This window comes from Seohaeicola nanhaiensis (assembly GCF_042654245.1).
In the GTDB taxonomy this organism is placed as follows: Bacteria; Pseudomonadota; Alphaproteobacteria; order Rhodobacterales; family Rhodobacteraceae; genus Seohaeicola_A; species Seohaeicola_A nanhaiensis.
This window is the reverse complement of the sequence record NZ_JBHSGI010000002.1, coordinates 125235-144879: the sequence shown is the minus strand read 5'-3', so window position 1 is coordinate 144879 and position 19645 is coordinate 125235. Positions and strand designations below refer to the sequence as shown.

At 67.9% G+C, this 19645-nt stretch carries 23 protein-coding genes; 10 read left to right on the top strand and 13 right to left on the bottom strand.

From position 1 onward, the window contains the following. Nucleotides 1-10 precede the first annotated feature (10 nt). From ACFO5X_RS00860 to ACFO5X_RS00850, 3 genes are all read left to right on the top strand, one after another. Nucleotides 11-595, top strand: a complete 585-nt coding sequence (locus tag ACFO5X_RS00860) for a uracil-DNA glycosylase family protein (protein ID WP_380714998.1) — start codon at nt 11-13, stop codon at nt 593-595. Further along, nucleotides 592-1383 carry an SseB family protein gene (locus tag ACFO5X_RS00855; protein WP_380714997.1) on the top strand — a complete coding sequence of 264 codons (792 nt, stop codon included), beginning with the start codon at nt 592-594 and terminating at the stop codon, nt 1381-1383. Before ACFO5X_RS00860 ends, ACFO5X_RS00855 begins: the two co-directional genes overlap by 4 nt. A gap of 123 nt (nt 1384-1506) precedes the next feature. Beyond that, nucleotides 1507-2025, top strand: a complete 519-nt coding sequence (locus ACFO5X_RS00850) for a YHS domain-containing (seleno)protein (RefSeq protein ID WP_380714996.1) — start codon at nt 1507-1509, stop codon at nt 2023-2025. A gap of 81 nt (nt 2026-2106) precedes the next feature. Here ACFO5X_RS00850 and ACFO5X_RS00845 read toward each other — a convergent pair whose 3' ends face one another. The 3 genes from ACFO5X_RS00845 to ACFO5X_RS00835 all read right to left on the bottom strand — a co-directional run bounded on the left by ACFO5X_RS00845 (nt 2107) and on the right by ACFO5X_RS00835 (nt 5046). Continuing rightward, nucleotides 2107-2721, bottom strand: a complete 615-nt coding sequence (locus tag ACFO5X_RS00845; RefSeq protein WP_380714995.1) for a GcrA family cell cycle regulator — start codon at nt 2719-2721, stop codon at nt 2107-2109. 93 nt (nt 2722-2814) lie between these two features. Next, entirely contained in the window at nt 2815-4059 is a 1245-nt protein-coding gene (locus tag ACFO5X_RS00840; protein WP_380714994.1) for an MFS transporter, read from the bottom strand. A gap of 9 nt (nt 4060-4068) precedes the next feature. Beyond that, complete coding sequence (locus ACFO5X_RS00835) at nt 4069-5046, bottom strand: DMT family transporter (RefSeq protein ID WP_380714992.1); 978 nt, start codon at nt 5044-5046, stop codon at nt 4069-4071. Nucleotides 5047-5122: 76 nt separating this feature from the next. On the opposite strand from ACFO5X_RS00835, the gene ACFO5X_RS00830 reads away from it, so the two are divergent. From ACFO5X_RS00830 to argF, 3 genes are all read left to right on the top strand, one after another. Continuing rightward, the gene (locus tag ACFO5X_RS00830) at nt 5123-5713 is read left to right on the top strand and encodes a transglycosylase domain-containing protein (RefSeq protein WP_380714990.1); all 591 of its coding nucleotides are present in this window, start codon (nt 5123-5125) and stop codon (nt 5711-5713) included. Nucleotides 5714-5933: 220 nt separating this feature from the next. Continuing rightward, nucleotides 5934-7112, top strand: coding sequence for an aspartate aminotransferase family protein (locus ACFO5X_RS00825; RefSeq protein ID WP_380714988.1), 1179 nt, complete (start codon nt 5934-5936; stop codon nt 7110-7112). Between the two features lie 78 nt (nt 7113-7190). Continuing rightward, complete coding sequence (gene argF / locus ACFO5X_RS00820; protein ID WP_380714986.1) at nt 7191-8117, top strand: ornithine carbamoyltransferase; 927 nt, start codon at nt 7191-7193, stop codon at nt 8115-8117. A 92-nt stretch (nt 8118-8209) separates the two neighbouring features. Here the strand turns inward: argF and hrpB are convergent, their stop codons facing one another. From hrpB to ACFO5X_RS00805, 3 genes are read right to left on the bottom strand one after another with little or no spacing between them, the layout of a single operon-like run. Beyond that, on the bottom strand, nt 8210-10645 hold the full coding sequence (gene hrpB / locus ACFO5X_RS00815; RefSeq protein WP_380714984.1) for an ATP-dependent helicase HrpB: 2436 nt from the start codon (nt 10643-10645) through the stop codon (nt 8210-8212). 39 nt (nt 10646-10684) lie between these two features. Continuing rightward, a complete protein-coding gene (locus ACFO5X_RS00810; RefSeq protein ID WP_380714982.1) occupies nt 10685-11422 on the bottom strand; it encodes a phosphate/phosphite/phosphonate ABC transporter substrate-binding protein in 738 nt (245 codons plus the stop codon). After that, complete coding sequence (locus tag ACFO5X_RS00805; protein ID WP_380714980.1) at nt 11419-11853, bottom strand: tellurite resistance TerB family protein; 435 nt, start codon at nt 11851-11853, stop codon at nt 11419-11421. Before ACFO5X_RS00805 ends, ACFO5X_RS00810 begins: the two co-directional genes overlap by 4 nt. A 117-nt stretch (nt 11854-11970) precedes the next feature. Here ACFO5X_RS00805 and ACFO5X_RS00800 point away from each other — a divergent pair, with 117 nt between their 5' ends. Then, nucleotides 11971-12699, top strand: coding sequence for an alpha/beta fold hydrolase (locus ACFO5X_RS00800; protein ID WP_380714978.1), 729 nt, complete (start codon nt 11971-11973; stop codon nt 12697-12699). Here ACFO5X_RS00800 and ACFO5X_RS00795 read toward each other — a convergent pair. The 6 genes from ACFO5X_RS00795 to secG form a co-directional block, all read right to left on the bottom strand. Then, entirely contained in the window at nt 12677-13159 is a 483-nt protein-coding gene (locus tag ACFO5X_RS00795) for a tellurite resistance TerB family protein (RefSeq protein ID WP_380714976.1), read from the bottom strand. The genes ACFO5X_RS00800 and ACFO5X_RS00795 overlap by 23 nt on opposite strands. 41 nt (nt 13160-13200) lie before the next feature. Next, the gene (locus tag ACFO5X_RS00790; protein ID WP_380714975.1) at nt 13201-13494 is read right to left on the bottom strand and encodes a DUF1330 domain-containing protein; all 294 of its coding nucleotides are present in this window, start codon (nt 13492-13494) and stop codon (nt 13201-13203) included. A gap of 67 nt (nt 13495-13561) precedes the next feature. Next, nucleotides 13562-14464: a nickel/cobalt transporter gene (locus ACFO5X_RS00785; RefSeq protein ID WP_380714973.1), complete on the bottom strand. Its 903-nt coding sequence runs from the start codon at nt 14462-14464 to the stop codon at nt 13562-13564. Further along, nucleotides 14449-15099 (bottom strand): DUF1007 family protein, encoded by a 651-nt coding sequence (locus tag ACFO5X_RS00780; protein ID WP_380714971.1) that lies wholly within the window; start codon nt 15097-15099, stop codon nt 14449-14451. Before ACFO5X_RS00780 ends, ACFO5X_RS00785 begins: the two co-directional genes overlap by 16 nt. A 74-nt stretch (nt 15100-15173) precedes the next feature. Further along, the gene (locus ACFO5X_RS00775) at nt 15174-16817 is read right to left on the bottom strand and encodes a CTP synthase (RefSeq protein ID WP_380714968.1); all 1644 of its coding nucleotides are present in this window, start codon (nt 16815-16817) and stop codon (nt 15174-15176) included. A 169-nt stretch (nt 16818-16986) separates the two neighbouring features. Further along, on the bottom strand, nt 16987-17346 hold the full coding sequence (secG, locus tag ACFO5X_RS00770; protein WP_380714966.1) for a preprotein translocase subunit SecG: 360 nt from the start codon (nt 17344-17346) through the stop codon (nt 16987-16989). 114 nt (nt 17347-17460) lie between these two features. On the opposite strand from secG, the gene nthA reads away from it, so the two are divergent. Genes nthA through ACFO5X_RS00755 form a run of 3 tightly spaced genes read left to right on the top strand, consistent with a single transcriptional unit; the run spans nt 17461 to nt 19069 of the window. Further along, nucleotides 17461-18084 (top strand): nitrile hydratase subunit alpha, encoded by a 624-nt coding sequence (gene nthA, locus ACFO5X_RS00765; protein ID WP_380714964.1) that lies wholly within the window; start codon nt 17461-17463, stop codon nt 18082-18084. After that, the gene (gene nthB / locus ACFO5X_RS00760) at nt 18081-18758 is read left to right on the top strand and encodes a nitrile hydratase subunit beta (RefSeq protein ID WP_380714962.1); all 678 of its coding nucleotides are present in this window, start codon (nt 18081-18083) and stop codon (nt 18756-18758) included. The genes nthA and nthB overlap by 4 nt, the downstream gene beginning before the upstream one ends. Continuing rightward, nucleotides 18755-19069: a nitrile hydratase accessory protein gene (locus tag ACFO5X_RS00755; RefSeq protein WP_380714960.1), complete on the top strand. Its 315-nt coding sequence runs from the start codon at nt 18755-18757 to the stop codon at nt 19067-19069. The genes nthB and ACFO5X_RS00755 overlap by 4 nt, the downstream gene beginning before the upstream one ends. Here ACFO5X_RS00755 and ACFO5X_RS00750 read toward each other — a convergent pair. Beyond that, on the bottom strand, nt 19061-19636 hold the full coding sequence (locus ACFO5X_RS00750; protein WP_380714959.1) for a histidine phosphatase family protein: 576 nt from the start codon (nt 19634-19636) through the stop codon (nt 19061-19063). The two genes, ACFO5X_RS00755 and ACFO5X_RS00750, sit on opposite strands and share 9 nt — an antisense overlap. Between the last annotated feature and the right edge of the window lie 9 nt (nt 19637-19645).

Here is a 19645-nt window from a genome sequence, read left to right as displayed (position 1 = left end):
GGCTGCAGCCATGAACGACCTTCCGGCGCGCATCCGCGCCTGCCGCCTCTGCGCGCCGCGCTTTGCCGCGACCGCGACGGGCCACGCGCCGCGCCCGGTGCCCTGGTTCCGGCCCGGCGCGCGGGTGCTGATCGCGGGGCAGGCGCCGGGTGCGCGGGTCCATGCCTCGGGACGGCCGTTCACCGATCCCTCGGGGGACCGGTTGCGCGACTGGTTGGGGATCGGCGAGGACGTCTTCTATGATCTCGACCGGGTGGCCGTGGTGCCGATGGCCTTCTGTTTCCCCGGCTATGATGCGCATGGCTCGGACCTGCCGCCCCCGCCGGTCTGCGCGCAGACCTGGCATTTACAGGTGATGGAGGCGATGGGGCCGATGGATCTGGTCGTGCTGGTGGGCGGTCACGCCCATCGCTGGCATCTCGGCTCCCGGGCACCGGTGACGGCCACCGTTTCGGCCTGGCGCGATCATGCGCCCGCGATCTTTCCCTTGCCCCATCCCTCGTGGCGCAATACCGGATGGATCCGCAAGAACCCCTGGTTCGAAACCGACCTGCTGCCGGCATTGCGGGCGCGGGTACGCGAGGTGCTGACGTGACCGAGACGACCCTGCTCGACTCCGCCCATGCGGCGATGGAGGCTGCGCCGGAGGACGCGCAGGCCCGCCTGCGGTTCTACGAGCGGCTGGCCGATGGCGAACTGTTCCTGATGCTGGCCGAGGAGGCGCTGGGCGACACGCTGAGCCCGGAGATCTTCGAACTGTCCGACGGGCGCTTCGTGCTAGCTTTCGATCGCGAGGAACGCCTTTCGGCCTTTGCGGGCGGCCGCAGTGTGCCCTATGCCGGCCTGTCGGGGCGCGCCCTGGCGCGGTTGCTCGCCGAACAGGGGCTGGGACTGGGCCTGAACCTCGAGGTCGCGCCGTCGTCGATCCTGCTCCCGGCCGAAGCGGTGGCCTGGCTGGTCGAGACGCTGGCTGGCGCCCCGGACGAAGCGCAGGAGCAGATCGCCGAAGTGGCGCCCCCCAGGGGATTGCCCGAGGCGCTGCTGGGCGCGCTCGACGCCAAGCTCGCCGCCGCCGGCGGGATGGCGCAGGCGGCGCATCTCGTGGGGGTCACCTATGCCGGGGGCGGCAAGGGGCATCTGCTGGCCTTCACCGATGCGGAGCCGGGCGCAGAGTCGGCGCTGGCGCAGGCGGTGGCCGAGGCGCTGACCTTCTCGGGAATCGAGGCCGGCGCGCTGGACGTGGCCTTCTTCGCGGGGACCGATCCGATGGCCCTGCGGCTCGACCGCGCCGGGTTGCGCTTTGACCTGCCGCAGCAAGCCACTGCGCAGACGCGGCGCGCCGCGCCGGGCAGCGATCCCGCGCGCCCGCCGATCCTGCGCTGAAACACGCTTCACGCCGACTGCCTTGGCCGTCACAGCTGCGCGAGCGGCCCTTCGCGCAAGGCTGCCCGCCTGTATGCTGACGGCAGCGCGTGGCGCGCCGCCGCCGCGTTTCGGGAGACAGCCATGAAGACAGATATCCTGAAGATCCTGAGCGTGCTCGTCATCCTCGCCAGCCCGGCGCTGGCGGGCGAGCAATATGTCGATGGCACCGGCTTTGCGGTCTCGGGCTACGACGTTGTCGCCTACCGTGCGCTGCCGCAAGGGACGGTGGGCGGGGACCAGCCAGCCCCGGTGCCCGGGCGCGCCGACATCACCGCCCGCTGGAACGGAGCCACCTTCGCCTTCGCGACGCCCGAGAACCGCGCCGCCTTCCTGGCGGATCCTGAACGCTACGCGCCACAGTTCGATGGCCACTGTGCCTATGGCGTTGCGAAGGGTGGCAAGGTTCCGGGCAACCCGGCGCTCTGGCGGATCGTCGACGACCGCCTGTATCTCAACATCACGAGAACCGTGGCCGGGTTCTGGGAAGAGGACATTCCGGGCAACATATCGCGGGCCGAGGGCAACTGGCCCGCAATCGAAACGGTCCAGGCGTCGGACAGCGCGATACCCGATTTCACCCCGGCCGCGCCGTTGCGATGACGCGGTCTGCTCTTCCTCTTGCTGCAAATATCCTGGGGGGTGCGGGGGGCAAGGCCCCCCGCCCGGGCGGAGCCACCCCGATCAGCGCTTGCGGTCGCGCCGCGCACTCATGGGCTGGAAGGCAACGCCGACATGGGCGTCGCAATAGGGCTTTCCGGCCTGCACCGGCAGGCCACAGAACCAGAAATCGGGCGTGGCCGGGTCGCCCACCGGCCATTTGCAGGTGCGCTCGGTCAGCTCCATCAGGGTCAGTTTCTTCGCGCGCTTCTCGATCTCGTTCACCTTGGCCAGCGCCTCGGGGCTGATCTCGTTCGCCGAGGGCTGCGGTGGCAGCGGCTGGCCGGCCGGAATGATCTGGCGCCGTGCGGGCACAGCCGACTTGGTTTCGGGCGCGGCCTGGGCGGCCGGCTGCGCCGGAGCGGGGCGCGGCGCTTCGGCCTTGGGCGCGGGGCGGGCCTTGGCGTCGGTCTTTGCTGCGGGCGCGGCGGCAGCAGCAGCCGGCTTTTCCTTGATCTCTTCCGTCTTGCCGGGCGGCACCGGAGCGCCATTGGTGCGGTTCGACAGGCCCAGCCGGTGCACCTTGCCGATGACCGCATTGCGTGTCACCCCGCCTAGTTCCTTGGCGATCTGGCTGGCGGACTGGCCGTCGCTCCACATCTTCTTCAGAAGTTCCACGCGCTCGTCAGTCCAGGACATGTTTTGCCTTTCCGCCCCGACGGCGGCCCTGTTGCCGCCCCCGTCTGCTCCGATTTCGATATCAGCGCTCTATTCTAGTCACTGACGCCCGACTTACAAGGCGTCTTGCGCGGCCGGTGCGGCGCGCGGCAGCGCCGGCGCGCGTTCCTGTCCCAGCCTGGGATGCAGGCGCGTCGCGATGGCGAAGGCGATGAACATGGCCACGCCGCCCGCTGCGAAGATGCCCGAAACCGGAAAGATCAGCAGCACCAGCCAGGCCATGCCCGGTGTGGCGATGCCCGAGACATCGCGGAAGCTGGAATAGATCGCGGACATCTCGGTCCGCTCCGAGGGTTTCACCGCCATAAGGAAGGGCAGGCCGCCGCAGATGTCGAGCAGGATCAGGAAGACCGAGGCGGTCACCAGCAGCGCCACGGCCAGCGGCGGCACCCCGGCGAAGACGGTGGCGGAGATGAACAGGATGCCGGCGATTCCGAAACCGGTCAGCACCGATTGGCGCAGCGGCCGGCGCCGGACCCAGAGCAGCATCAGCGGTGCGGTGAACAGGCTTGCATTGGTCAGCGAGGCGACCCAGCCGCCCAGCTGCGGGCTGAGCCCGGACTGGATCGCGTAGATCGGCAGGTAGACGATATAGACCCACCACCCGCAGGAGCGGATGACCGCGAACAGCCAGCCGGCGACCAGACGGGGCTGGCGGAAGAACCGGCCGAGGAAGGCCAGAGGGTTGGGCGGTGGCGCGGTCGCGCGGGTGATGAGCTTTCCGTTGCCCAGCCGCATGTACCAGAACACCGCCAGCATCACCATCGCCGCGCAGGCCGAGACGATGAAGGGCGCCGGATGCCACCAGCTGTACAGCGTCACGCCGGTGAGCGGCCCGAAGGTCCAGCCGATGGCGCTGTAGAACATCCGGCTGGTTTCCATCTTGCCCAGCCGCACGCGGGCGACGTGATCGAGCACATAGGCGTTGAAGCAGACGAAGGTCGACACCGTCGCCACTGTGTTGGAGGTCAGCCCACCAATCGCGCCGAAGGAGCCGCCATAGCTCGCCAAGATCGCCCCGAGGACATAGAACAGCGCGCCGCAGGTATAGACCCAGCGGCGCGGCACGTAGCGGATCAGCCAGGGCACCATCAGCCCGGATGAGAGGGAGACCAGACCGACCGCGAAATAGGCCGCCGAGACCAGCTTGGCGCCTCCAAGCGCCTGATACATGATCAGCGGAAACACCGAGATGAGCATGCCGCGCACCACCGCCTCGAGCCCGGCAAGAACGGCGAACCCCTGGATGCTGGGGGCAGGGGGGTGGCGGAGCCACTCGGGCAGGCGTCTTTCGTGCATGGCGGGCCTTCAGTGCTGGCCGGACCCTGGGCCATCACCGGTCGGCTTGTCCGCGCCATTTGCGACAGCGGCCGTGTCCGTTTGCGCCGGAAGCGGCAGGGGCGGCACCGCCGCCGCGCGGCCTTCGCGCAGCGCCAGCAGCAGGGCGCCTGCCATGATCACCGCCGCTCCGAGAATCGAGACGGTATCCGGCACGACGCCGAAGACGGCGAGATCGTAGAGCGTGGCGAAGATCAGTGTGGCATAACTGAAGGGCGCGACAAAGCTGGCGTCGGCGCGGGCCATGCCGTTGACGAAGGCGGTTTGTGCACAGGCCATCAGCCCGCCAACGGCCATGAGCGCCAGCCATTGTGCCGGTTCGGGCATCTGCCAGACCGCCAAGACCGCGGCGGTGGCGATGCAGACACCGACGAAGTTGTTCACCACAAGGATCTGGAAGATGCCTTCGCGCCGGGTGAGTTTCTTGATGAAGATCAGCTCCATCCCCATCACCATTGCGGCTGCGAGCGCGAGGAGGGCAGCCGGTTGGAAACTGTCGGGCGTCGGGCGCAGCAGGATCACCATGCCCGTGATCGCGATGGCGGCGGCGCTCCAGCGGATGCGGCCGACCCTCTCGCCCAGCAGCGGGATCGCCAGCATCATGGCAAAGACCGGATTTAGAAAGCTGATGGCGGTGGCGTCCCCCATCGCGATGTGGGCGACGGCGGCGAACATCAGCGAGATGCCGCCCCAGCCGCAGAGGGTGCGGCCGATATGCAGCCCCCAATGGGGTCGGCGGATCGGCTGACGCATCGCCACGGCCGCACCGGCGAAGATCATGAAGGCGAAGAGGAATCGCGCGTGGCTGATCTGCAGCGGGTGCAGCGGCGGCCCCAGCGCCCCGGTGCTGAGTGCCTTGGCCAGCAGGGTCGTTGCCGCGATGAAGGCCGAGGCCAGAAGGATCAGACCCGCCGCCAGCGGCGGGTTGTGCGCCTTGGGAGTGAACATGGCGTCACCGATATCGGTTTGGCGGGCGGGCGCAAGCGGATTGCGGCAGGGCCGGACGGCGGATAGTCTCGCTCATATGCGCCTTTTTGCCCTCGTCCTCGCGACCCTGCTTGCCACGCCGCTTTCGGCGCAGACGCCACAGGAAGTCGCGGCCCTGTATGCCCGCGAGATCGCGCCCTTGCCCCCGCTGCCGCCGATCGCGCTTGCGGCCCTTGTTGCCGCCGAAGACCGCGCCTTCTTTGACCGGGCGACCGGTCTGTCGCCGATCACGGCCCAGGTCACTCAGATCCTGAACTTTCCGGGATGGGGGCTAATGCGTCTGCCGTATCAGGCGCTGGTCGCCAATGCCCTGAGCCATGATGAAATCCTTAGCCTCTATGCGAACCGTGTGTTTTTCGGTCTCGGATGCTTTGGACTCCGTGACGCCGCGCGCGCCTACTACGGCAAGGCTCTGGACGATCTGACGCTGGCCGAGTCCGCCTTCCTTGCCGCGCTGCCCCGATCGCCGGCGCATTTCAATCCCGAGCGGGTGCCCGACAAGGCGCGCGCCCGGCGCGATTTCGTGCTGGGCGAGATGGCGAAGTCCGGCGCCATCTCGTCGGAGGACGCCGCGGCCGCCCGGGCCGCGCCGCTGACCCACCAAACGCCGCTCGCCAGCTGCCGGTGATTTTCCCTCTGGTCAACTGTGCGCCGTGGTTCTATGAGCATCGCCATGACCACGCTTTCCGCATCCCGCGTCCTCCGACGCCGACGCTGATCCGTCCCCCGCGCCTCTCCGCGCGGCTGGTCATGCCTTGCCAAAGGCGCAAACCTCTTCCACATCGTTGACGCAATGGCCGTTCATGGGGCAACCATGAAGGCTCAACACTCCAAGAAGGATGATCCCTATGATCGCTTCCGTCCTGCCGACCTACAACCGTGCGCCGCTGTCCTTCGTGAAGGGCGAAGGCTCCTGGCTGATCGAGGCGGATGGTCGACGCTTTCTCGACCTCGGTGCCGGCATTGCGGTCAACGCTCTGGGCCATGCCAATCCCGCGCTGGTCAAGGCGCTGACCGATCAGGCCAACGCGGTCTGGCATACCTCGAACCTCTACCAGATCCCGAACCAGCAGGCGCTGGCCGACAAGCTGGTCGAACATACCTTCGCAGACACGGTGTTCTTCACCAACTCGGGCACCGAGGCCTGTGAGCTGGCGGTGAAGATGGCGCGCAAATACTGGTACGAGAAGGGCGCGCCTGAGCGGACCGATATCCTGACCTTCGCGGGCGCCTTCCACGGCCGGTCCTCGGCCGGGATCGCTGCTGCTGGGGGCGAGAAGATGACCAAGGGCTTTGGCCCGCTGCTGCCGGGCTTCGTGCACCTGCCGTGGGGCGACAAGGCGGCTCTAGAGGCGGCCGCGGCGTCGCCGACCGCCGGCGCTGTGCTGGTCGAGCCGGTGCAAGGCGAGGGCGGTATCCGCCCGATGTCGGACGAGGATCTGAAGGCGCTGCGCGCGCTCTGCGACCAGCACGGGCTGCTGCTGATCCTGGACGAGGTGCAATGCGGCATGGGCCGGACCGGGCGGCTGTTCGCGCATGAATGGGCCGGGATCACGCCCGACATCATGATGGTGGCCAAGGGCATCGGCGGCGGCTTCCCGCTTGGCGCCGTCCTGGCCACCGAGAAGGCGGCCTTCGGGATGACCGCGGGCACGCATGGCTCGACCTATGGCGGCAACCCGCTCGGGTGCGCCGTCGGCTGCGCGGTCATGGATGCGATCACCGCGCCGGGCTTCCTGGACGATGTCAACCGCAAGGCGGGTATGATGCGGCAGAGCCTAGAGGCGCTGGTCGCCACGCACCCCGACGTCTTCGACGCGGTGCGTGGCGAGGGGCTGATCCTGGGGCTGAAATGCAAGGCTGTGAACACCGATGTGGTCAACGCCGGCTATGACAACCTGGTCATCACCGTGCCGGCGGCCGACAACGTGATCCGCCTGCTGCCGCCGCTGACCATAACCGACGAAGAGATCGCCGAAGCCGTACAGCGGCTCGACGCCGCCGCGCGACAGATCGAGGCTGCCTGATCTTCGTCTCTTCTCAAATACTCCCAAGGGGTCCGGGGACAGGATGTCCCCGGCCTGCGCAAGAAAAAGTCCGATGACATGAACCACTTTCTCGATATCCACAAGACCGACGCCGCCGATCTCAGGCGGATCATCGACGACGCCAGCGCGATGAAGCGCGCCCGCGCCGGCCGGCCCAAGGGCGCGCGGGACGAAGATCAGGTGCTGAAGGACCATATGGTCGCGCTGATCTTCGAAAAACCCTCGACCCGGACGCGGGTGTCCTTCGAGGTGGGCGTGCACCAGATGGGCGGTCAGACGCTGGTGCTGAAGGGCGACGAGATGCAGCTGGGCCATGGCGAAACCATCGCCGACACGGCCCGCGTGCTCAGCCGCTATGTCGACCTCATCATGATCCGCACCTTCGAGGAGGCGACCCTGCTCGAGATGGCGGAGCACGCCACCGTGCCGGTGATCAACGGGCTGACCAACCGTACCCACCCGTGCCAGATCATGGCCGACGTGATGACCTTCGAGGAACATCGCGGCCCGATCGCGGGCAAGAAGGTGGTCTGGTCGGGCGATGGCAACAATGTCTTCGCGAGCTTCGCTCATGCCGCCGGGCAATTCGGGTTCGATCTGACCTTCACCGGGCCGGAAACGCTTGACCCCGAGCCGGTGTGGCTGGACTTTGCGGCCTCCAAGGGGCATCCGATCACCATTGAGCGCGACCCGGAGAAGGCGGTCGAGGGTGCCGATCTGGTCGTGACGGATACCTGGGTGTCGATGCACGATCCGCAGTCGGCGCGCGAGCGGCGGCACAACCAGCTGCGCGGCTATCAGGTGAACGACCGGCTCATGAGCCATGCCAAGCCGGAGTCGCTGTTCATGCACTGCCTGCCCGCGCATCGCGACGACGAGGCGACTTCGGAGATCATGGACGGGCCGCATTCGGTGATCTTCGATGAGGCCGAGAACCGCCTGCACGCCCAGAAAGCAGTCATGCGGTGGTGCCTCGGGGTATAAGGCGCGGACTTCGGAACCCGAGGGCAGCGCGCGTGCCGCGCGATGGTCTTAGGCGAAGATAATTGTGGCAAGAGGAAAAGGCGCCCGGGCGGCTATGCCTTGCGCGGCTTGGCCCTGAGCGTCGCCTCGGCACTGGTCGGGTCTTCGGGCCAGGGGTGCCGGGGGTAGGCGGCACGCATCTCCTTGCGCACCTCGGCATAGGAGCCGGCCCAGAAGCCGGGCAGGTCCTGCGTCACCTGTATCGGGCGATGGGCGGGCGACAGCAGGGTCAGCCGGATCGGTCGGCCGCCCGCGGTGGGGTGACGCGTGACCCCGAACAACTCCTGCAGGCGCAGGGCCAGTTCGGGTCCATCGGGCGAATAGTCGATGGCGACCTCGCGCCCGAGCGGGGTGGTGAACTTTGCCGGCGCTTCGCGATCGAGCCGCTGTCGTTGCTCCCAGCTCAGCATGGCGTCGAGCGCCGGGAAGAGGTTGAACCGCTTCCAGTCCTCCGCGCTGCGGAGGGGGCCGAGCATGGGGAGCAGCCAATCCTCCAGAGATTCCATCAGCCCGACCACGCTCATGTCCGGGAGGTCCGCGCCTGTGGAGCGCAGCAGTTCCACCCGCGCGGCGAGGCGCGCGGAGGCGCCGTCGAGGGTGAGTCCGAGGCTGCGGACACCGTCCAGCATCGCGCGCCCCGTCGCCTCGGGCGGGGCATCGGGCCAGGCTTTGTCCTCGAGCACGAGGGCGCCGAGGCATTCCTGCCGGCGGGTCAGCACCCGGTTTTCACGCCGCGACCAGGTGCAGTGATCGACCCAGGCGATCCGGTCGCCGAAGGCCGCGCGAATCTCGTCCAGCGCGATTGGCGCGGCGAGGCGGATCTGCGCCTCTCGCGGGTTGCCATCGGTGTCCAGCGCGACGATCCAGGGGGTGCCGGCCAGGGGGTCGGAGTCCGGCATCGCCGCGCCCTTCCCGCCCGAAAGCACGTAGCGCGCCGGGCCGCCTTTCCGGCGTTGCCCGATCCGGTCGGGAAAGGCGAGGGCGGCCATGGCGCCGGGACCGAGCGGCGTGCCAGGTGCGGGTCCGGCCTGACGTTCCAGCCGTTTCGCCTCGGTCCGGATACGCTCCAGCGCGCCGCGCGCCTCGGGCGGTGCGCGATTCGGCGCGCGCAGGGCGGCGAGGCGGCGGCTGACATCGACGCCGGCGCCGCGCAGGGGATCGCGGTCGGCGAGCAGAGCGGCGAGCGGGGCGGCGGCGGGACCGGCCAGCCGCAGCATGTGGCCGAGCCGAGGATGCAGCGGCAAGGCGGCCAGCGCGCGGCCATGGGCGGTGATGCGGCCGCTGTCGTCCAAGGCGCCGAGCAAGGCCAGCAGCGCCTGCGCCTCGGCCAGGGCGGACGGGTTCGGTTGCGTGAGGAACGGCAGCTCGGCGGCCGTGGCGCCCCAGAGCGCCAGTTCCAGCGCCAGTCCGGCCAGGTCGGCGACCTCGATCTCGGGCGGGGGAAAGGCGGCGACCGCGCCTTCCTCGCCTCGGGTCCAGAGGCGATAGCAGATGCCGTCGGCCACGCGGCCGGCGCGACCCTGGCGCTGGATCGCCTCGGCGCGGGTCACCCGTTCGGTGATCAGGCGCGACATGCCCGAGCCAGGATCGAAGCGCGCGCGCCGGGCGAGACCGGCGTCGACGACCACGCGGATATCGGCCAGCGTGAGGGAGGTTTCCGCAATCGAGGTGGCCAGCACCACCTTACGCCCCTGTACCTGCGGCGCGACCGCCGCGCGCTGGGCGGCAAAGGGCATCGCGCCGAACAGGGGGCGGAGCGTACAGCTGTCGGGCAGGCGGCCCTTGAGCAACGTCTCCACCCGGCGGATTTCGCCTTCGCCCGGCAGGAAGACCAGCAGGCCGCCGCCGATGGCGCGGGTCTCGGCCTCGGCCGTCAGAACCAGGTCGGCGGCGGCCTCGGCCACCTTCGTTCCCACGCCCGCCGGCCGGTCGAGCCACCGGATCTCTACCGGATAGCTGCGACCCTCGGAGGTGACCAGAGGCGCGTCCATCAACGCGGCCACGGGCGCCGCATCGAGCGTCGCGGACATCGCCATCAGCACCAGGTCGGGCCGCAAGGCATCCGCGACTTCCAGGCAGAGCGCCAGTCCGAGGTCTGCGTTGAGCGAGCGTTCGTGGAATTCGTCAAAGATCACCGCGCCGGCGCCCGGAAGGTCGGGGTCGGATTGGAGCATCCTGGTCAGGATACCTTCGGTGACCACCTCGATGCGGGTGGCCTTCGACACTGTCGCCTCGCCCCGGATGCGATAGCCGACGGTGGCGCCGACCGCTTCGCCCAGCGTTTCGGCCATCCGCTCGGCCGCAGCGCGGGCGGCGAGGCGGCGCGGTTCCAGCATGACGATCCGCCCGTTGACGAGCCCCGCGTCGAGCAGGGCCAGCGGCACGCGCGTCGTCTTGCCCGCGCCCGGCGGAGCCTGCAGCACGGCGCGGCCGCGCGATTTCAGCGCAGCGAGCAGCTCGGGCAGGACATCTTCGATGGGCAGGACCATGCGCGCCTTATCGCCAAAGGGGGCGCGGGCGTCCAGCGGTCAGGGCCGGGGCGGGATCGGCAGGGCGAGGTAGGCTTCCGCGGGGATCTGGACGAGGCCCCTGAGGTGCAGCAGGGCGCGGTCGTCGGGCGACAGGTCGTCGATGGCGCCGGTGATCGCCTTGGCGAGCGGGGCCGGATCGCGACCCGCCGCGGTGATGTAGGGCAGAACGGGTGTCGGAGCGGTGCGGTCGAGCTCACGCAGGCCGGCGGTCAACTCGGGGTGGTGTTCCCGCAGCAGCGTCCAGGTCAGCGCGTCGAGCGCGGCGATATCGGCGCGGCCCTCGGCCACGGCGGTGGCCGAGGCGGCATGGGAACCGGTTTCCAGCCGCGGGCCGATCTCGACCCTGGCGGCCTGGAAATGCGCCCAGGGCGCGGCCCAGCCCGATTGCGAGAGAGCGTCGTTGAAGGCGAAGCGGGCGTGGGGGAAATCGGCAAGGGTGGCGCGCGGGTCGTCAGCGCGCACCACGAGCGCAGAGTTGTAGTGCCCCGGCGGACAACCGGGCAGACCGTAGTCGGGCGTTCCGACAAGGCTGACCTTTTCGTGAAGGCGGGCGCGGAAGGGCAGGCCGCAGGTCTGCGCCAGCAGCATGTCCGGCGACTGCCAGACTTCCCAGGTGTGGATGTCGCGCCTTAGCGACGCCGGCCCTTCGCCCAGCCGCGCACGGATCGCCCCCCAGAACCGGTCATTCGCCGCCTGGAGGTCGGGCGGGTCATACATCCCGAGCCAGACGATCATTCCGGCGCTGCCGCCCTTTGCCGCGCCAGCGCGCTGTCGGGGTCGGACACGCCGAGCAGGCTGGCCGCCAGTCGCATCAGGGCGTTTTCCTCGTCCGCGCGGCCGCCGTCTGCCAGAACGACCGACCACATCGCCTCGATCACGCCGACGCGGTCGTCGTAGGGCACCGCTTCCTTGATGGCGCGGGTGAAGCGGACGGTGTCGGGGGCCTCGGCCTCGAGCGTCTCGGCCTCGGCGCGCAGGGCGGCGGCGGCAGCCGCGTCGAACCCGTAGCGACGCGAAAGCACCCGGTCGATCTGGGCGATCTCGGCGCTCTGATAGCTGTTGTCGGCCCGGGCGATCCGCACCAGCAGAGCGGCCAGTGCCAGTCGGGCATCCGTGTCCGGAAGAGGGTCGGGAGCGGTGAGGCGGCGGAGGAAATCGGCGAACATGCTTCAAGCTATAGGCCGCGCAAAGGGCGAGGCCAAGTGCTACCGAACGTGCGTATTTACAGAGCGGGACGGTTGTCGCCAATGTGAGCAGGCAGGACGAAACAACGGGAGGTGTTCATGGCGACTTATGTTCTGGTGCACGGGGCGTGGCACACGGGCGATTTGATGGCGGCGACGGCAGAGCCGATCCGCGCGGCGGGACACGCGGTGCATACGCCCACCATCGCGGGCAACAATCCGGGCGACAGCCGCGCCACGACCGGGCTGGAGACCGCCATCGCATCGGTGGCCGATTACATCACTGGCGCGAACCTGAGGGACATCGTGCTCGTCGGCCACAGCTATGGCGGCATGGTGATCACCGGGGTTGCCGACCGTCTGGCGGGGCGCATCGCGCGGCTGGTCTATTGGAACGCCTTCGTGCCGAACGATGGCGAAAGTCTCAATTCGATGGTGCCGCTGCACTATAGGGCGCTGTTCGATCAGATCGCTGCGGCGAGCGGCGACAATTCGGTCATGCTGCCCTATCCGATCTGGCGCGAGGCCTTCATGAACGATGCGGATGGGGACTTGGCCCAATCGGCCTTTGACCAGCTGAACCCGCATCCCTATGCGACGTTCACCGATCCAATCAAATTGTCGGTCAACCCGGCCGAGATGCAGGTGGCCAAGTCCTACATCAACTTCACCGAGGATACTGCGCTGCCGCACAGCCATGGCTGGCATCCGCGCCTGTCGGAAAAGCTGGGTCTGTTCCGTCTGGTCCAAAGGCCGGGCGGGCACGAGGTCTGCTTCACCAACCCCGAGGGGCTGGCTGAGGCAATCATGGCTGCGGGTCGGGACTGACGCCGGCGACTGTCATCAGACGGGCTTCGATGCGGGCACGGGCCTCGTCGCTGTCGGCCTCGGACAGGCCGATGGCCTTGCGGGCGTCGTCGACGATGCGCACCTCGCTTTCATCCGCGCGCCCGTCGGCCAGAACCACCTCCCACAGCGCCTCCAGAGCGGCGAGGCGTTCTCCTTCGCCGGTCGTCTCGCGGATCAGCTTGGCGAATGTGTCGGTTTCCGGGGCCGCCGCGTGCAGCTTTTCGCAGGTGGCGCGCACCTTGGCGGCCTCGATGGCGTTATGGCCGTAGATCCGCGCCAGGATGCGGTCGATCAGTTTGATTTCCTCGAACTGGTATTCCCGGTCCGACTTCGCGATCCGCACCATAAGCGCGCCGAGCGCCAGCTCGGCGTCAGGGTCGGGCAGTTGCGCCGGCTCTTGCGGTCGGAAGGACTGGAGAAATTTCTTGAGGCTGGGCATGGTCGCAGCGTATCCCCGAAGCGGTTTCAGGCCAGGACGGTCTAGCCGTCATACCCCTTGACGATCACCATGTCGCCTGTCGAGACCGGAGTGCGCAGCGCCATGGCGGCCTGATAGCCTGGGCTGTTATAGCAGGCGAGCGCAGTTTCGTAGCTGTCGAACTCGATCACGACGGTGCGCTTGCGCACGGATCCTTCCATCACCTGATACTCACCGCCGCGGGTCAGAAAGCGCGCTCCGTATTCGGCGAAGGGCGCGGCATTGGCGGCGATATATTGCTTGTAGGTCTCCATGTCGTCCACATCGACGTGCGCGACCCAATATCCCTTGGCCATTCTGTCTTCTCCTTCAAGGCTTTGCCGCAAGCTGATCCGGCGGCGGGCAAATGACAAGCCGATTTTGTCAGCCGAGCGCGCGCAGCAGCAGGCCACCGGCGACAAAGGTGACAAAGGCTCCGGCAACGATCTCGATCACCGGCACGGCGCGCGTGGCCAGCGGGGAACCGGCCAGCCCGCCCAGCAGGCCGCCGCGCATGCCTGCCGCGGCCAGACCGACGGCGATGGTGACGGAGGCCGTGCCGAGCCCCATGACGAGCGCGCCGGCGATGCCGGCCAGGCCGATGCCCATCTGCCAGGTGATCAGCAGCACGAAAAGCGCGCCCGAGCAAGGACGGACCGCGATACCGCCGATCAGGGCGAGCGCCTCGCGCAGGCTGTGAACATGGGCGACCTCCTCCAGCGTCGGGCCGTGGCGGTGGTCGCAGGTGTGGTCGTGATCGTGGTCATGTCCGTGCCCATGCGCATGGTCATGCCCGCCGCCCCGGGCATGGCGGACCCCGCGCCAGATCAGCCACAGGCCGATCAGCCCGATGGCTGCATAAGAGACTGGCGCCATGATGCCCTCGGTCACGCCGATCATCCGCTCGCGAGTCAGTGAAAGCAGCCAGACCCCGGCATAGACCAGCACGATGGCGGTCACCGCCTGACCGAGGCTGGCCAGAAGTCCGATCCCGGCCAGCCGCGCCCAGGGCACCCGGCGCCCCAGGCCATAGCCGCCGATCAGCACCTTGCCGTGGCCCGGCCCGACCGCGTGGAAGAAGCCGTAGGCGAAACAGACGGTCATCAGCAGCGCCAGGGCGCCTGACTCGCCGCCGCGCAACGAGCGCAGGGCGCGGGCGATGCGGTTCTGGAAATCGCGCTGTTCCAGCGCCGCCCAGGAGGACAGCGCATCAAAGCCGCCGCTGAGCCAGAACCACACCAGCAGCGCCAGCGCGATCAGCGCAGCGATGCTCAGGACGCGGGACATGAGACCTGAACGTCGGTGGCGAATTCGGCGCCAACCTCGGGAAAGCCGTTCTCTTCGAGGTCGGCGTCCTTGTCGAGGCGCAGCAGTTGCTGGCGCATATCCTCCATGGCCGCGTCGATATCGGGCTCGATGGCTTCGACCATGCAGGTATCGCCGCCCTTCAGGGTGACGGGAAGGGCGACAGAATAGGCCGTGTAGAAGGTCGGGTCGTAGGGTTTCAGCGACAGCAGCCGGCCGGCCAGCCTGGGCGCTCCCTCGACCGCGCGCAGGTGGGTCGTGATGATCCGGCCCTTTTCGATCACCGCCGTAAGTTCCAGCGGACCCGAAAGTGTCAGCGGCTGCCCGTCCAGCGTCGCCTCGAGATCGCCGTTGAAGCCTTCGATCCACTGCATGTCGAAGCCGGTCAGGCGCTGCTTTTCAGCTTCGGTCAGGACGCCGTCGAAGTCCTGATCGATGTCCATGTCTTCCGAAATCAGCAGCGTGTAGAATTCGTCATAGGCCCAGGTGGTGCGCACATGGGTCAGCGCGCCGGTTTCGTCGATGACGATCTCGAACCCGGTGTCGATGAAGACATGCGGATGCGCCGCCGCGGGCAGCGGTGCAAGGGCGGCGAGGAGGGCGAGGGCGCGTCTCATGTCCCATTCCTAATCCAGCGCGCGGCGGGCGCAAAGCAGGACCGCATCCGCCGGGCCCGATCGGCGGCGGAATGTCACACCAGCCGGCTGGCCTCCTTCGCGGCCCGCACGAAGTCGGCGAACAGCGGGTGCGGCGCGAAGGGCTTCGACTTCAGCTCCGGGTGGAACTGGACGCCGATGAACCAGGGGTGGTCCGGGATTTCGACGATTTCCGGCAGGCGTCCATCCGGGGACATGCCCGAGAAGCTCAGCCCGCAGGTTTCCAGTTTGTCGCGGTATTTGATGTCGACTTCGTAGCGGTGGCGGTGGCGTTCGTCGATGGCGGTCGTGCCGTAGATCTCGGCCACTTTCGAGCCGGGCTTGAGCACCGCGTCATAGGCGCCGAGGCGCATCGTTCCGCCCTTGGCGTCGCCGACCTTGCGCTCGACCTTCTGGTTGCCCTGCACCCATTCCTTGAGGTGATAGACCACCGGCGTGAAGCGCTTCTTGCCGGCCTCGTGGTCGAATTCCTCGGAGCCCGCGTCCTGAAGCCCGGCGAGCGTGCGCGCCGATTCGATTACGGCCATCTGCATTCCCAGACAAATTCCGAGGTATGGCACACCCTTCTCGCGGGCGAATTGCGCCGCCTTGATCTTGCCCTCGGTGCCGCGTTCGCCAAAGCCGCCGGGCACGAGGATCGCATGGAAGCGCTGCAGGTGCGGGGCCGGATCCTCGCGCTCGAAGATCTCGGCGTCGATCCATTCGGCCTTCACACGGGTGCGGTTGGCCATGCCGCCATGGGTCAGAGCCTCGGCGATGGACTTGTAGGCGTCTTCCAGCTGCGTGTATTTGCCGACGATCGCCACGCGCACCTCGCCCTCGGCGTTGGTCATGCGGTCCATCACGTCGGTCCAGCGGTCGAGGTTCGGGCGCGGGGCGGGCGAGATGTCGAAGGCGTCCAGAACGGCCTGGTCCAGCCCTTCGCGGTGATAGGCCAGCGGCGCCTCGTAGATCGTCTTGAGGTCATAGGCGGCGATCACCGCCGATTTGCGCACATTGCAGAACAGCGCGATCTTCTCGCGCTCCTTGTCGGGAATCGGCTGTTCCGATCGCAGCAGCAGGATGTCGGGGGCAAGGCCGATGCTCTGCAGTTCCTTCACAGAGTGCTGGGTCGGCTTGGTCTTCAACTCGCCCGAAGCGGCGAGATAGGGTAGCAGCGTCAGGTGCATCAGCAGGCACTGGCCGCGCGGGCGTTCGTGGATGAACTGGCGGATCGCCTCGAAGAAGGGCAGGCCCTCGATATCGCCGACGGTGCCGCCGATCTCGCAGAGCATGAAATCGACCTCATCCTCGCCGATGGCGATGAAATCCTTGATCTCGTTGGTGACGTGCGGAATGACCTGGATCGTCTTGCCGAGATAGTCGCCGCGGCGTTCCTTCTCGAGCACGTTGGAATAGATGCGCCCGGAAGAGACGGAATCGGTCATCCGCGCCGCAACGCCGGTGAACCGTTCGTAATGGCCGAGGTCGAGATCCGTTTCGGCGCCGTCATCGGTCACGAAGACCTCTCCGTGCTCGAAGGGTGACATCGTGCCGGGATCAACGTTCAGGTAGGGGTCGAGCTTGCGTAGCCGCACGGAAAATCCCCGGGCCTGCAGCAAGGCGCCCAGAGCCGCCGAGGCCAGCCCCTTGCCGAGGGATGAGACAACGCCGCCGGTAATGAAGATGAAACGCGCCATAGGTGTCGCTGCCCCCGTGAGTGTTCGAAAACCTGAATGTCCAAGGCTTTCGAAAAAACCCTGCATCACGGGAGTCCACCTATAAGGGATTCGCGCGACAAGGGCAAGACGACCGCAAGATGATGTTGCGGCTATTAAGTGCTGGTCAAGGTATTGTGGCTTTGCGGCCTCAGTCGGCTTTTGGCACCAGAGGTGCGTCGTCGCCGGAGGCGGGCGGCAAAAGATCAGAGCCCGTAGGCACTTGCGCGGGCGACGCCGGCGCCTCGGCCGGTGCATTGCCCAGCCGGTCGAGCACCGAGGTGCCCGCGGATTTTTCTGCGGCGATGATGGTCAGCGCCAGCGAGGTGCAGATGAAGCCAATGGCCAGAAACCAGGTCAGCTTGCCCAGTGCGGTTGCGGCCGCCCGACCGCTCATCACGCCGCCGCCGCCACCCATCCCGAGCCCGCCGCCTTCCGAGCGCTGCAGCAGCACGATGCCGATCAGGCCGAAGGCCAGGATCAGATGGATGATGAGTACGACGTTTTCCATGGGACGTATGGTCTCCGGGCGGCTGACGGGGGGTATCTATGCAAGATCGCACGCGGGGGCAAGGCATCAGTTTGAGACTGGACAACCGAGGGGGTGCGCGGGCACTCTCCCGCCATGCCCCATGATCATCACGACCACGACGCACATCCGCACTCCCTGCTGCCCTCTGACCCGGCGCTGCGGGTCAAGGCGCTCGAGACGATTCTGACCCGGAAGGGACTGGTCGACCCGGCGGCGCTGGATGCGATCATCGACACCTACGAGAACCGGATCGGCCCGAAGAACGGCGCCGATGTTGTGGCCCGCGCCTGGAGCGACAAGAGCTTCCGGCAGGAGCTGCTGGCGGATGCCACGGCAACGGTGCGCGAGCTTGGCTATTACGGCCGGCAGGGCGAGCATATCGTTGCGGTGGAGAATACGCCCGAGACCCACAATATGGTCGTCTGCACGCTGTGCTCCTGCTACCCTTGGCCGCTGCTGGGCATCCCGCCGGCCTGGTACAAGTCGGACGGATACCGCGCGCGCGCGGTGCGCGAGCCGCGCCGGGTGTTGTCGGAATTCGGGGTTGTCCTGCCGGAAGAGACCGGCGTGCGGGTCTGGGATTCGACGGCCGAGGTGCGCTATCTCGTGATCCCGATGCGCCCGCAAGGCTCCGAGGGGATGGACCGCGCGGCGCTGGCGCGACTGGTGACGCGCAACAGCATGATCGGCACCGGCCTTGCGAAGGCGCCGTCATGACACGCGCGCACGACATGGGCGGGCGGTTCGGCTATGGTGCGATCCGGCCCGAGGGGGAGGACGAGCCGCTGTGGCATGAGCCCTGGCATGACAGGGCCATGGCGCTGACACTGGCGGCCGGTGCGCTGGGCCAGTGGAACATCGACATGTCGCGCCACGCGCGGGAATGCCTGTCGGTGCCGGATTATTCGACCTTTTCTTATTACGAAAAGTGGATCGCCGCGCTGGCCGACCTTCTGGTCGAGACTTCGGTTCTGACACGCGACGACCTGACCGGTGAGGGCTCCGAGGGGCGCCATGCGCTGTCCTACAGCGTGCTGACGGCCGAAAAGGTGCCCGCAGCGCTGGCCAAGGGCAGCCCGTCGGACCGGCCGTCGTTCGGCTCGCTCGATTTTGCCCCGGGGCAGGAGGTGCGGGTGCGCCCTCACCCGGAGAACACGCATGTCGAGGGCGGGCATACGCGTCTGCCGGCCTATGCTGCCGGGGCGAGGGGCCGAATCCTGCGCTACCATGGCAATCATGTCCTGCCTGACACCAGCGCCCACGGCCTCGGCGATCAGGCTGAACCGCTCTATGCCGTTGTCTTCTCGGCCTCCGAGCTGTGGCAGATGCCGGAGCATCCGAACGACGAGGTGGTTTTGGACCTCTGGCAAAGCTATCTGGAGCCGGCATGACCCGCCCCGAACCCGTCTTTGCCGAGCCCTGGCACGCGCAGCTTTTCGCGATGACCGTTCATCTGAACGAAACCGGCCGTCTTGACTGGCCCGAATGGGCAGAGCGTTTCGGCGCTACGCTGCGGCGACATGGGCTGTCGCGCGATCTCGACGGGGGCGACGATTATTTCAACGCCTGGCTGGAAACGCTCGAGGGCGTGCTGGCCGAGACCGGCGCGGCGGATCCGGCCGAGGCGGCGCGGGTGAAGCAGGCCTGGGAGGCGGCCTATCTTGCCACGCCCCACGGCCAGCCGGTTCATCTGTCAGATTAGGCTTTCCATGGGCGCCCAGGGTGCGGGCGGAGGGCTGCCGGGGCGGAAGGCGAACCAGTTGCCGCCCCCTGCCGGCTGGTCGTGGCGTCGCGAGATCGGCAGACCCGCCAAAGCGCAATAGAGCAGCGTGCCTACGGCGCCATGTCCGACGATCAGAACATCTCCGTCCGGTGCCAGCGCAAGGCAGGCCTCCAACTCGGCGCAAATTCGGCGCTGCGCGGCCATTGCGGTTTCCCAGCCCCGCACGCTGGTCCCGGGTTCGGCGAAAAACCGGTCGGCGACGGCCTCGAATTCTGCGGGCGGCAGGAAGCCGGTGGCGCTGCGGTCGTTCTCGTGCATTGCCGGGCGCACAATGACGGCAAGGCCAAGCGCCTGCGCCAGCGGGCTGGCGGTCTCAAGCGCCTTGGTCTCGGCGCTGCTGAACACCGCGCCCGTGCCGCGCAGGGCGTCCGAGCCGGCAAGGGCCTGCACCCGCCCGCGCCCGGTGTCGTTCAGCGACCACCGCTCCACCGGCTTGGCCGGGTCGATCAGCACCTGAGGGTGCGACAGGTAGCGGACCAAACCCATGATGCCGCG